Here is a 13,930-nt window from a genome sequence, read left to right as displayed (position 1 = left end):
AAAAGAAGGGAGCTGCTGCGGGCATGAGAGTCATTGTCGGCGGATTGGTGCAGGAGAGCAACACGTTCAGTACGGCGTCCGTCACCGTAGACGATTTCCGGCGCTATTATATGGCGGCGGACGAGGAGCTGGCGAGCGGAGGGACGGCGCGCAACGAACTGAGCGGCTTCTATCTGGCGGCCAAGGAACGGGGAGTGGAGCTGCTGCCGACGCTGTATGCGGGCGCGGTCTCCTCCGGAAGAATCGGACGGACGCCGTTCGACGAGCTGAAGCGGATGCTGCTGAGCCGCATCGGGCGGCTGCGTCAGGCGGACGGCGTGCTGCTGGCGCTGCACGGCGCTTGGTGCGCGGACGACGAAGACGACGCTGTCGGAGAGGTGCTGGAGGACGTCCGCGCGATCGTCGGACCGGGCATAAAGATCGTCGTCACGCTGGATTCGCATGCGAACGTGACCCGGCGGATCGCCGCTCTTGCGGACGGAATCGCCGGCTACCGGACGTTCCCCCATGTGGACTATATGGAAACGGGCCATCGGGCAGCCTGCCTGCTGTTCGATATGATCGAAGATTCCCGCCGCCCGGCGGTCGCCTTCCGCAAAGTGCCGATGATCGTGCCTGCGGAAAACCAGCAAACGTACCGGGGGCCTATGCGGGAATTATGGCTGGAGGCGGAAGCCGGGGAGAAAGCGGGCGCTTCGATCGCCACGTCGCTGTTCGCGGTACAGCCCTGGCTGGACGTGAAGGAGATGGGCTGCTCCGTCGTTGTCGTCGGAGCGGACCGGGCCCGGGCGGAAGCCGAGGCGGACCGGCTGGCGGCGATGATGTGGGAGCGCAGAGCGGCGTTCGACGTGGAGCTGCATACGGTGGAGGCGATCGTCGGCCTGCTGGACGGCGAGGACTCCGGGAGGCCGGTCGTTCTCTCCGATTCCGCGGACAGCCCCGGAGCGGGCTCGCCGGGCGACAGCAATTACGTGCTGCGCGAGCTGCTGCGGTTGAACGTGCAGCATCGCCGGACGGCGCTGCTGTCCATCGTCGACGCCGAGGCGGCGCGCAAGGCGTCGGCGGCGGGAAGCGGGAGCCGGGTCAAGCTGGCCGTCGGCCACTCGATATCGACCGAGGCGGGGCTGCCGCTGGAGATCGAAGCCGAGGTCGCAGCCGTCGGCAGCGGCAAGTTCCGCTTCGGCGGCGGCTTCATCAAAAATTTGGAGGCGGATATGGGACACTGCGCCGTGCTGGCGATCGGCGGTCTGTCGCTGCTCGTGATGGAGAACGCCGTTTTCACCGGCGATCCCGCCATGTACCGAAGCATCGGTCTGGAGCCGGCGGAGGCGGATATCGTGCTGGTGAAGTCCGCCAACCAGTTCCGCTCCGAATACGAGAAGCTGTCGTCCCGCATCTACATCCTGGATACGCCGGGAGCAAGCACGGCCAATATCAAGTCGCTTAACTTCGTCAACATCGACCGGCCGATGTACCCGTTCGACGACCATTTCGACTGGAGGCAATCACGATGAACGAAAGCGAACGAGCGGCGGCGCGCAGGACGTGAACGCCGCGCCGGACGAATGGAGGATGGGCGCGATGACGAACGAAGAGACGCTGTACGCCAGCCAGAAAGTGCGCAAGATCAGCTTCGAGGGCGACGCGCTGCGCATGTCGATGGACTGGAGCGTCGAGGATCTGGATAAAATCCAGGTGCTTGTGGAGAGCACGATGGGCTCGAGCCATCCGAGCTCCTATCATCTCGGCGAGCTCGTCGCCGAGGCGGAGAAGGGCGTCTACCAGCTCGGAGGCAAGCCGGCCGTGTATACGACGACGGACATATGCGACGGCGTGGCGCAGGCCCATAACGGCATGCATTATTCGCTGCCGTCGCGGGATATGATCGCTTCGATGGTGGAGATCCACGCCATGGCGACGCCGTTCGACGCGATGGTGCTCTCGTCGGCCGGCGACAAGGCGGTGCCGGCGCATCTGATGGCGATCGCCCGGCTGGATATACCGGCGATCCATATTCCGGGGGGAGCGATGGGCGCGGGGCCCTGCATGCGTTCCAACGAAGAGCTGTGGCATATGAGCGTCGAGACGGAGAGCGGCAAAATGACGAAGGAGGAATTCCTCGCCTTCCAGCGCGCCTGCTGTCCGACCTGCGGCGCCTGCCAGTATATGGGGACGGCGGCGACGATGCAGGCGATGGCCGAAGCGCTGGGCCTGGCGCTGCCCTGGTCGGCGCTTATTCCGGCGACGAACGCCGAGATTCGCCGGTCCGCCCGCGAAGCGGGCCAGCAGGTGATGCGGCTCGCCCGCGCCGGCATCAAGCCTTCGGATATTTTGACCCGCCAGTCGTTCGAGAACGCCATTATGGTGCATTCCGCCATCGGCGGCTCGCTGAACGCGGTCATGCATCTGATCGCGATTGCCCGGGAGACGGGCATCGAGCTGTCGGCGGACCGGTTCGACGAGATTCACGGCCGGGTGCCCGTCCTGGTCGATACGAAAACCGCCGGCCATTACCCGACGGAGCTGTTCTGGTATGCGGGCGGCGTCCCTTTTGTCATGGAGGAAATCAGGGAACTGCTCCATACGGACGCGCTGACTGTCACCGGCCGCACCGTCGGGGAGAACCTGGACGAATTCCGCAAGAGCGAGATGCCCCGCTATGCGGAGATGTTCCTGGCCAATTACAAGCTGAACCGCCGGGACGTCATCTATCCGCTCAAAAAGCCGCTTAAGAGCGAAGGCTCCCTCGCCGTACTGAAGGGCAACCTCGCTCCGGCGGGCGCGACGATCAAAAAATTCGCCGTCGCAGCGGACATGCAGCGGCATCAAGGTCCGGCCGTCGTGTTCGACAACGAGCGGGAGGCGGTGGACGCCCTGGTGGCCAAAACGATCCGGCCCGGAGACGTCATCGTCATCCGCTACCAGGGGCCGAAGGCGGTCGGCATGCCGGAGATGTTCTTCATCTCCGAGCTGATCGCATCCGATCCCGTCCTGTCGCGCACGACGTCGCTCGTGACCGACGGGCGGTTCTCCGGAGCGACGCGCGGACCGTGCATCGGCTATCTGGGCCCGGAGGCGCTGGACGGCGGCCCCATCGCCGCTGTGAAGAGCGGCGATCTGATCCTCATCGATATCCCGAACCGGCGCATCGACGTTGTGGGAGAGGACGGAATCGAGCGCGGACCTGACATCATGAAGGAGGTGATGCGGGACAGACTGGCGCAATGGCAGCCGCCGGCCTTCGCCCACAAGGGCGTCCTGCGCCAATATACGGCGCTGGCGCGGCCCGCGCTGGAGGGCGGATCGTCTTCCGTAGGAGGGACGCCGAGATGCGGTTGAGCGGCAAAACGGCCATCGTCACCGGCGCGGCCCAATCGATCGGCGCAGCCGTCGCCAGACGCTACGCCGCGGAGGGGGCCGTCGTTGCAATTGTCGACCGCGCCTGTCCGGAGCTGGCCGAAGCGGTCGTCGATGAGATTAACGCAAGCGGCGGCGAGGCGTTTTTCGTTCAAGCCGACGTGTCCAGGGAGGACGAGGTTCGCCGAATGGTGCGCGAGATCGCGGACCGCTGCGGCACGGTCCACATTCTCGTCAACAACGCGGGCATCGATCCCCGCAAGCGGTGGACCGAGATTACGGCGGACGACTGGGATCAGGTGATGGGCGTCAACGTCCGCTCCCAGTTTCTGTGCGCCAAGGCGGTACATCCTTACATGCAGGCGCAGCGCTACGGCAAGATCGTCAACGTCTCGTCGGTCACCTTCTTCACCGGACAGGCGAATTTCGTCCATTACGTCGCTTCCAAGGGAGCGGTCGTCGGCTTCACCCGCGCGTTGGCCCGGGAGGTGGCGGGCGACGGCATTACGGTCAATTGTCTGACGCCCGGCGCCGTGCTGACGGAGACGGAGCTGGCGAAGGTCGGTTCCGAAGAGCTGAAGGAGGCCGAGCGCAAGCTGGCGGAATGGCAAAGCTTCGCCCGGCGCGAGACGCCGGCCGACCTGGAGGGGGCGTTCGTCTTTCTCGCTTCCCCCGACAGCGACTTCGTTACCGGGCAGACGCTGAACGTCGACGGCGGCTGGATGATGCACTGAAGCGGAGCGTAGGACCGGCGCGCCGCCGCACGTCCGGCGCGAAGCCGGGGAACCACGGCAAGCGAATCAACGGCATCCACATTCATAAGGAAAAGAGGTTATTGATGATGAAGGTTCAATCGGCCTTTCTTCTATCCGTTCCGAGAAAATGGATTTATGCCTTCGCTTTCGCGTCGATCGTCCTGATCGCGGGCTTTGCCGCGACAGGCGAAGCCCACGCCCAAACCTATTACGTCAGCTCCTCCGACCCCGGCCGCAGCGACAGCGGGCCCGGGACGAGCGTCTCCGCTCCCTGGGCGACCTTGACGAAGGTGTCTTCGGTGACGTTTAACGCCGGAGATACCATTTTGCTGAAAAAAGGCGATACGTGGACGGGCGAGACGCTGTACCTGAAGGGCAGCGGCACCTCAAGCAACTGGATCACGCTTTCCTCGTACGGCACCGGCGCGCGGCCGCGAATCACGCCGTATACGTCGGAAGCGGCCATACCGGCCGCCGACCCGACGAATGTCGCGAATAACGGCATCATGTACGGCATCCGCCTGCAGAACAACGCCGGCTGGAAAATCGTCGGCATCGAGATCGCCTATACGAAAATGGGCATCGTCTACACGAACGACAACACCGCCAACAAGGACGGCCTGTGGATCGAGGACTGCTACGTGCACAACATCGCGAAATGGCCGATCCATCCGTATCCGTCCGCGGACACCCGCGCCGCCGAGTTGCAATACGCGGCCTATTCCATCGGCATCTATGCGCACGGCAGGCATCTCGACAGCGGGCTGTATGGCCACCTGCAAAACATTACGATCAAAAATACGACCATCAACAACACCGACGCGCCGCTTGACGTCGGTTGGGCCGACAACATTACGATCGATGCCATTACCGCCAAGGATTCGTATCGGGAGGGCGTACAGTTCGGCCACGTCAACTACGACGGCTCCGGTCCGTTCGTCGGCAGCTTTACGAACAGCCGAATTTTGCGGTCCGGCTATCTTTACGGCTTCGCATGGGGATCGGCGGGCCTGCAGTTCAATGCCGTGCATCACTTCACCGTCGACAACGTGGAGATCGGCTCGACGAAGGCGCCGGACGGTCCGGACGGCGTCGGCGTCGACTTCGAGGGGTTGAATACCGACGTTACCGTGCAGAACAGCTACATTCACGACAACGACGGAGACGCCTTCATGCTGACGCGCAACGGGTTCTGGGGCCGGAACGAAGTGACCGGCATGCCGATCGAGAACGCCAACACGAGCATTATCGGCAACTACATCGTCAACAACGGGCTCAAGATCGATCCGAACCAGCCGCACGCCGCCTTCATGGTGCACGGCTGGAATCTCGGCAACGGGGGCACGATTTCGGGCAATACGATCGTTAAAGCGTCGGCCTCGCAGGCGCTCAACAATATTTTCGAGCGGACGCCGAGGTTGACGGAATCGATGCCGCGCGACCATGTGTACGCGAACAACATCGTCAAGCTGCCCGGCGGCGATATCATCCATTATGCCGCCACCGGATTTTACAAGACGCAGGGAGCGGCCGGCTGGAGCTATCTGGTGAACGGCTCGACGAACGCGGTCTGGCAGGAGGCGCCTGCGCCGAACGATTACGACGATGCCGGCACGACGCAGAGCTACGGTATTCCGTACGATTACGCGCCCAACGCGAACTGGCAGTACGGGCAAGGCTATTGGAAGTCGTCCGCGGGCGGCATGCAGATCGGCGACAATTGGCTCCTGCCCGACGTCGGGCAAGCGGCTCACCGCGTCTGGACGTCCGATGGCATCAAGAAAATCCGCATTACCGGTACGGCCAAAAAAGCGGACGTCTCCGGCGGCGACGGCGTGGACGTCAAAATCGTCAAAAACAACGACGCGACACCGCTCTGGTCCGGCACGCTCGCTTATAACGATGCCACCGGTCTCAGCCACGACATCACGCTGATGGTCAAGTCGGGCGACAAAATCTCCTTTATCGCAAGCGCCAAATCGAGCGCTACGGGCGACAAGACGGAATGGAATCCGGTTATCGAGGAAGTACAGGAGCCGGGACAGTCGATTTATACGTCGCAAGTGCCGAATAACTTCTTCGCCGACGCGCGCTACGACCTGGGCACGAAATTCAAGGCGAACGTGTCCGGCACGATCACGAAGGTGCGCATTTACACGAAGGATGCGGAGAGCGGCATTCACACGGTGCGCATCTGGAACGCGGCGACGGGCGCCATGCTGCTGCCGAAGGCGTACGATTGGGATATTCCGGGCGGCACGGCCGGCTGGAAGGAGTTCACGCTTCCCGTGCCGCTTGCCATCTCGGCCGATACCGACTACATCGTGTCGGTCACGAACAGCCCGGATCTGTATTACGCCGACACGCAGCACGGCTTCGACAGTCCGATCAACAACGGCAATCTGATCACCTACGCGGCCAGCGGGGTGGGCAGCACGACGCTCGGCACGATGCCTAGCATCACCTACCTGAACAGCAGCTTTTTCCGCGATATCGTCTTCGTTCCGACGCCGTCGCAGACGATCTTCACGACGCAAACGCCGGACTATTACTTCTACGACGCGCAGTACGAGCTCGGCACCAAGTTCAAGACGAGCGTGGCGGGCAAAATCACGAAGGTGCGCATCTATACCAACGGCGTGGAGACCGGCACCCATATGGTTCGCATCTGGAACGTCGCCACCGGCACGATGATCCTGCCGACGGCCTACAGCTGGAGCGTGCCGACGGGAGCGGCGGGCTGGAAGGAGTTCACGCTTCCGACGCCGCAAGCGATCTCGGCCAACACGGACTATATCGTGGCCGTCTCCACAGGTACGGACAAGCTTTACGCCGATACGCAGCACGGCTTCGACAGCCCGATCAACAACGGCAGCCTCGTCACCTACGCGGCGAGCGGCGTCGGTACGACCTCGCTTGGCACGATGCCGACGAGCACTTACCTGAACAGCAATCTGTTCCGCGATATCGTGTTCGTCGCCGACTGACGGAGCGGGCCACCCTCATTTTTATTCTCAAAAATTTGAAGGAGTCTCTCCGTTCGGTCCTGCCGAACGGGAGACCTCCATCCCTTGTCCGGGCTGTCGGACAAGGTAACGCCGAGGATGTGAATACAATGAAAATCGACGACATGCGGGAAGGATTCGCCGCCCCTTCCCCGTCGCTTCGTTCGGTTCCCTTCTGGTCCTGGAACGACAAGCTGGAAACCGATGAGCTGATCCGCCAAATCGGGGAAATGAAGGCGCAGGGCATGGGCGGCTTCTTCATGCATTCCCGCGAAGGGCTGGAGACGGCATATATGGGCGAGGAATGGCTCGCCTGCATCGAAGCGTGCGTGCGCGAAGCGAAGCGGCTCGGCCTGCAGGCGTGGCTGTACGACGAAGACCGGTTCCCGTCGGGCGGCGCCGGAGGAACGGTCGCCGCGAAGGGCGACGCATACCGGGCGAAGGCCGTCACGCTGGAGGCGATCGGAAAGGACCGCAAGCGAGCCTCGGTCCCTAGCCTGGCAGATTCGAAGGCCGGCAGCGAAGCAAACGCCTGCGACGGTGGTGTCAACGCAGACGCCATCGCGGATGCGGGCGCCGTTGCCGACAAGAGCGCCATCGCCGTCTTTTTGGCGAAAGCGGACGGCACGGAGCTGCTGCGCTGCGAGCGGATCGCGGCCGACGGCCGGACGGTCGCGCTCGGCGAAGGCGAGCTGTTGCTCGTCTTTCGTCGGGAGATATCCGAACCGGACGAATGGTTCAACGACGAAGCGCCGGCCGACAACCTGAATCCGGCTTCGGTCGCCGCTTTTATCGAATCCACGTACGAGCCTTACCGGCATACGGTCGGCGACGAGTTCGGGCAAGCCGTGCCGGGCATTTTCACGGACGAGCCCAATATCGCCGATTTCCGTTCGCCGCACGGCACGGACAGGGCGTGGCTGCCGTGGACGGACGGGTTCGCCGCTTTTTTCCGCGAGCGTCGGGGCTACGACCTGCTGGACGAGATTCCGCTGCTGTTTTTTCAAGGGGAGCGCGCGCCGAAAATCCGTCACGACTACTGGCGAACGATAACGGAGCGGTTCGGGGATGCCTACTCGCGGCAGCTGGGCGCATGGTGCGAGGCGAATGGCATCGCCTTGACCGGCCATTATCTCGTCGAACATAACCTCGGCATCGGAACGCGGCTGAACGGGGCGGTCATGCCCCAGTACCGGTACCAGCAGGTGCCCGGCATCGATATATTGGAGGAGCGGACGGAGGAGTATTGGACCGTCAAGCAGTGCACGAGCGTCGCCAATCAGTACGGGAAGCGGCGGGTGCTGTCCGAGATGTACGGATGCGCCGGCTGGGAATTCACGTTCGAAGGGCAGAAGTGGGTCGGCGACTGGCAGTACGTCATGGGCGTGAACGCTCGCTGCCAGCATCTCGCGCTTTATTCGCTCAAAGGCTGCCGGAAGCGGGATTTCCCGCCGGCTTTCGGCTACAACGCGCCCTGGTGGAAATACAATCATGCGGTAGAGGACTATTTTGCGAGAATCGCCGCCGTGACGACGCAGGGGCCGGCCGTTCGCGACGTGCTCGTGCTGCATCCCTCCTCGACGGTATGGACGATGGTCGGCTGCGATCCTTACCGCTATCTCGGCTGGGACGACCCGAGCCTGCTTGCTGCCAACCGGCTGGAGCGGCAATGCGACGGCGTCGTCCGCGCGCTGCTCGGGTCGCATTACGACTTCGACTTCGGCGACGAGACGATTATGGCCGAGACCGCTTCGGCGGCGGGAGGGACGCTCGCCGTCGGCCTGGCTTCCTACAAGGTCGTCGTGCTGCCAAGCGTCGCCTCCATCTGGCGAAGCACCGCCGAGCTGCTGCTTGCCTTCCTGGAAGGCGGCGGGCGGATGCTCGTCGTCGAGCCGGTCCCGACGATGATCGAAGGGGAGCGCTCCGGCGAATTGGCGGCGCTGCTGAGCCATCCGAACACGGAGACGGTCGGACGGCCCCGGGACGCGGTGCGCGCGCTGGAAGCGGCTCTGCCGCGCCGGGTAAGCATTTGCGACCGCGCCGGCAGCGAGGCTTCGTCGTTTCTCTATTTGATGACGGAGCTGGAGGACGGATACGGCGTGTTTATCGTCAACAACGACCGCAACAGCGGCCACGAGGTCGAGATCGCGCTTGAACGCCCGGGCAAGCTGGAGGAATGGGACCTGCTCGGGGGCGGCATTGCCGTGCGGGGAACATCCCGGTCCGGCAAGAGCGGCAGCGGGGGCGGCATGCGCTTTACGGCCGATTTCGGCCCGGCGGGATCGCGGATGTTCATCGTCCGGACGAACGAGCCACCGCTGGAAGCCGAGAGCGATTTCTCCTACGTGCCCGTCCATGAACGCAACCGGGTGGCGGACGCGACGCTCGGCTCGGCATGCCGGTTCACGCGGACGTCTCCCAACGCGCTCGTGCTGGACCGCTGCCGCTATCGGCTCGACGGTGGCGCGTGGTCGGAGCCGATGCTCGTCTGGGAGGCGCAGCGCGCGATCAGGGAGACGCTCGGCATGCGGCCCGTCCACTACAACGGCATTCCCCAGCGCTATCGCTGGATCGGCGAGCCGCATCTAAGGGACGGCGCGGCGGTCGAGCTGGCATTCGTTTTCCAGGTCGACAAAGTTCCGGCAACGGACGTTTTTCTCGTCCTCGAGCAAGCGGAATCGTTCGACATCCGTCTGAACGGGGAAGCGGCGGCCGCGGAGCCGAACGGCTGGTATCTCGACAAATCGTTCGTTAAGGTCAGGCTGCCCATAGTTCGGCCCGGAAGCAACGAGCTGCTGCTCAGCTGCGCGTACAGGCAGACGTTCGAGCTGGAGGACTGTTATCTGATCGGCGATTTTGCCGTGGACGCCAGCCGCAGCATCGCGGCCGAGCCGGAGCTGCTTCATGTGGGCGATTGGTGCCATCAAGGCTACTACCATTATTGCGGCGGCATCATCTATCACTTTGAGTGTACGTTGGAGCCGATCGAGCCCGGCAAGCGCCGGGTGATCGAACTGGACGATTTCCGGGCAGTGACCGTGGAAGTGAGGGTGAACGGGACGTCGGCCGGGCTTATTCCGTGGAAGGCTGCGGGCAAGCTCGACTTGACGGAGCACTTGCGGGCGGGAACGAACCGCATCGACATCGAAGTGACGGGAAGTGCCCGCAATCTGCTGGGTCCCCTGCATCAGCGGGGCAGCCACAATCCGTGGACGGACTGGACGTTCTTCACGCGGGAGCATACGCGCGATGATCCGCAGTACACCGTACTTCCTTATGGATTGATGAGCAAAGCGAACATATATCAGATTTAGCGGCGAGGAGCGAGCGATGGTGGTTGCGGTGGATATCCGATTCGATTTTAAAAAGGCGGGGGCGGAACGCGTCAAGGCGCTGCACGGGGTCAACAACGGCCCGGTCTGCTATGGAACGCTCATCGACGTGAGCGATTATTTCAAGGAAGCCCGAATTCCCCATGCCCGGCTGCACGATACCAATTGGCCCCATCCGCGCGAGGTGGACATCAACACGATTTTTCCCGACTTCGACCGGGACCCTGAAGATCCCGCCAGCTACGATTTCCGCCGGACGGACGATTACATCCGGTCCGTACTGGACACCGGAGCGAAAGTGATCTACCGGCTTGGCGTCAGTATCGAGCATACGGCGGTCAAATATTATACGGCGCCGCCCGCCGACTATGACAAATGGGCGCGCGTCTGCACCGGTATCATCAAGCATTACAATCAAGGCTGGGCGGACGGCCACGAATGGGACATTCGCCACTGGGAGATTTGGAACGAGCCCGACAATCCGACGCGCGGCTGCATGTGGGACGGTACGCCCGAGCAGTTCTACGCGTTATATGAAGCAGCTTCGGTGGCGATCAAACGCTTCGACCCGCAGCTGAAGGTCGGCGGATTTGCCGCGACGATGGTCAACCACGACTTCACCCGCGGCTTTTTCGCCTACTGCCGGGAACGGAACCTCCCACTCGATTTCTTCTCCTGGCACACGTATGCCGACCATCCCGAGCAGGTCGCGGCCAACGCCGGGCTCGTCGAGGAATGGCTGGAAGTGTACGGCTATTCCGAGGCGGAAAGCCACTTCAACGAATGGAATTACATGAATATTGATCCCAGTCTCGACCGCGGCTTCTTCACGCGCGGGGCCGAATATTATCGGCGCGATTCCTTCGACCGGCAGAAGGGCGTAGAGGGCGCTTCGTTCGCCGCCGCGACGCTGACGCTGCTCCAGGATTGCCGCGTCGACGTGGCCAACTATTACGACGGCCAGCCGTCGGCGATGTACTGCGGCCTGTTCGACGTCTACGGCGTTCCGCAGAAGACGTATTACGCGTTCAAGGCGTTCTCCCGGCTGGTCGAGCTGGGCCGGCGGGTGCCTGCCGAGCCGGAGGGCGAGCGGACGGCGGGTCTGTACGTCTGCGCGGCCGCGAGCGAAGACGGCGGGGAGGCCGCGGTGCTGATCAGCAATTTTGCGGCCAAGAGCCGGGAATATCGGCTGGATCTGAGTTCCTTGACGGGGAGCGGGACGTACGTCTGCAGCCGCTATACGGTGGACAAGGACAGCGATCTGCGGCTGCAGGCCGAGCATACGTTTGGCGGCGCAGGGGACGGAACGCTCGCCGTGTACGCGGAGCGGCACAGCGTCGTGCTGCTGGAGCTGCGGAGAAGCTAGCCGGGGCGCGCGCGGCTGGCGCTGGTGGTCATGCCCGTTTCGCTGCAATGACATAAATTTTTTGACAACGAACCTCCAATCCTCTTCGGCGGAGACAGAGGTTTTTTAATGTGAATGTCAGGCTTGCGGCGTCTTGGCTTGGTTTGGCGCTGCATTCCGGTCTATGGTCATAAAATATAGTTTAGCCGTTCAAAGCATACAAAAAGAAGCACTCAGACTTGTGGGTGCTTCTCTTGGTCTATCTAAATTTCTGAACTCCCTCTACTTCAAATCACGTGCTTTTTAATTTGCCCCAAGCAAGTTGTTTCCGAACTCTTCTAACTTATTTAATCCCACATTAATATCGATTTCATTGTTAATAATTTGCCTTATAATATCAACAAAAAAGGGAGAAAAACTGTTGTTAAACTCTTCAGGCATGGCTTCAATCTTTTTATAACTGGAAATGCTATCAAGATTTGCTGATAAGTCATAAATAAAGTGTATAGGATTAGATTCATTTTTACTAACTGATGAATACATGGAAGAGGATAATGATGTATCGATATTACCGAGTATTTTCGTCATCTTCTCACTCATGAGATATTCTATGAATTTTATAGCGGCATTCTTATTACCGCTCTCTTTATTGATTGTAATTATTTTTTCTAAGTTCATGCTTGCTCTAGAATGATCTTTACTAGGTAGGGGAGCTACCCCCCAAGTAAAGGAAGGACTATTTTCTGTTAGCGATCTAAATAAATTATAGTCCCCTATCATTGTTGCGGCGCTTCCCTGTATAAATGGGTTTTTATCGAAGCCATATGAAGAATCCCACGAGTTTATAAGATGATCGTTGTACAAAGGCTTAATAGCTTCAATAATGCTTTTCCATCCTTCCGTATTTAAGTTGATTTTTGAACTGTTTTGATCGAGATAGGAATAACCTTCCGAGATTCCAATACTCGTAATTAATGATGCTGGTTCAGACGATTGTGCATAAAAAGCAAGTTGGTCTTCTGCAGGAGGTATTTTACGAATCATTTGAAAAAACTGAATCCAATCCATTTGGTTAAATGTCTGGGGGTCGATATTAAAACTATCTAATATATCTTTATTATAGAACATCAGATTTGTAGTAAAAGACATCGGTATCCCATAAACATCCCCCTCACCATATGACTCTAAAAGTTCTTTAACACCCTTTTGAAGTGACGAAAATGTCTCTTTTGAAATAATTGATTTTAATGGTTCTAATTTACTCTCTAAAAAGTCGTATTGTCCTTGATTAAGTATCATAATATCTGGATTTTCATCAGAAACTAATTTATTGATTTCTTCCTTCGGAGGAATATCACTAACATAAATTTGCTTCAATGGAATCACTTCGAATTCTATATTTGGAAACTCACTATTGATATAATTTCCATATGTTGAGAAAAAGCTTTCGCTGTCCCAGTACAGTACTTTAAGTTCATAAGTTTTTTTCTCTTCAAATATTTTGTTCTCCTTACTTGTACAACTTACAAGAAACACTAAAACAATACATAATACCAAAAAAACTTTGGAAATTCTCATTCAATCATCTCCTAAAAAATAAAATAATCTATTTATTATCCAAATATTTACAATGGTAGCGCTCTACTTTAAAATACCTCATATCAGGTCCGATTGCAAATTATTACAAAAAAGGAGCGTGATAGTAATGAAATCAATTATTTCTTTCTGTTTCTTGTTTTTACTTGTTGCAGCAACGGCGAGTGCTGCCGGTCATGTAGGAGGAACTTCTGGTGGTGGCACTCAGGGTGTTACGGATGCTTGGGGAGATTTAAGTCTCTCTCAAGGCGGTTTCTTCGATAATGACCGTGCTTCTGGGTCCACGGGCTCTAATGGAGCTGGAGATCTGGGCGTTGGCGTATTTTTACATTACGCTACTAGTGGTAGTGGAGATAATGTAGTGGACAGTTACAATTTTGCTACTGGACATTCAGTATCTACGTCTGTATCTGGTCCAAATGATACGGGGACATATGTGAATGGCGGCCATACTTATAGTAGTACACAGTATGGTTCCTGGTCTGGCGGAACAAATTTGACATTCTAATTAGCAAGTCTTCATATTAGTTAGCGAACTCT

8 protein-coding genes are annotated in these 13,930 nt (G+C 59.1%); 7 read left to right on the top strand and 1 reads right to left on the bottom strand.

Going from position 1 to position 13,930, the window contains the following annotated elements; genetic code table 11:
• Nucleotides 1-23: 23 nt before the first annotated feature.
• The 6 genes from KB449_RS20285 (at nucleotide 24) to KB449_RS20260 (ending at nucleotide 11,815) form a co-directional block, all read left to right on the top strand.
• Nucleotides 24-1,514, top strand: coding sequence for a M81 family metallopeptidase (locus KB449_RS20285; protein WP_282910098.1), 1,491 nt, complete (start codon nucleotides 24-26; stop codon nucleotides 1,512-1,514).
• 67 nt (nucleotides 1,515-1,581) lie between these two features.
• Entirely contained in the window at nucleotides 1,582-3,339 is a 1,758-nt protein-coding gene (ilvD, locus tag KB449_RS20280) for a dihydroxy-acid dehydratase (protein WP_282910097.1), read from the top strand.
• Complete coding sequence (locus tag KB449_RS20275) at nucleotides 3,330-4,091, top strand: SDR family NAD(P)-dependent oxidoreductase (protein WP_282910096.1); 762 nt, start codon at nucleotides 3,330-3,332, stop codon at nucleotides 4,089-4,091. The genes ilvD and KB449_RS20275 overlap by 10 nt, the downstream gene beginning before the upstream one ends.
• A 107-nt stretch (nucleotides 4,092-4,198) precedes the next feature.
• Entirely contained in the window at nucleotides 4,199-7,099 is a 2,901-nt protein-coding gene (locus KB449_RS20270) for a DUF4082 domain-containing protein (protein WP_282910095.1), read from the top strand.
• 128 nt (nucleotides 7,100-7,227) lie between these two features.
• Nucleotides 7,228-10,431, top strand: coding sequence for a glycosyl hydrolase (locus tag KB449_RS20265; protein ID WP_282910094.1), 3,204 nt, complete (start codon nucleotides 7,228-7,230; stop codon nucleotides 10,429-10,431).
• Between the two features lie 19 nt (nucleotides 10,432-10,450).
• Nucleotides 10,451-11,815 (top strand): GH39 family glycosyl hydrolase, encoded by a 1,365-nt coding sequence (locus tag KB449_RS20260; protein ID WP_282910093.1) that lies wholly within the window; start codon nucleotides 10,451-10,453, stop codon nucleotides 11,813-11,815.
• A gap of 282 nt (nucleotides 11,816-12,097) precedes the next feature.
• On the opposite strand, the gene KB449_RS20255 is transcribed toward KB449_RS20260, so the two are convergent.
• Nucleotides 12,098-13,372, bottom strand: a complete 1,275-nt coding sequence (locus tag KB449_RS20255) for an ABC transporter substrate-binding protein (protein WP_282910092.1) — start codon at nucleotides 13,370-13,372, stop codon at nucleotides 12,098-12,100.
• A gap of 127 nt (nucleotides 13,373-13,499) precedes the next feature.
• Between KB449_RS20255 and KB449_RS20250 the strand changes: the two genes are divergently transcribed.
• The gene (locus tag KB449_RS20250) at nucleotides 13,500-13,898 is read left to right on the top strand and encodes a hypothetical protein (protein ID WP_282910091.1); all 399 of its coding nucleotides are present in this window, start codon (nucleotides 13,500-13,502) and stop codon (nucleotides 13,896-13,898) included.
• Nucleotides 13,899-13,930: the final 32 nt, after the last annotated feature.

This window comes from Cohnella hashimotonis (genome assembly GCF_030014955.1).
GTDB classification, from domain to species: domain Bacteria; phylum Bacillota; class Bacilli; order Paenibacillales; family Paenibacillaceae; genus Cohnella; species Cohnella hashimotonis.
This window is presented reverse-complemented; position numbering and strand designations above follow the sequence as displayed.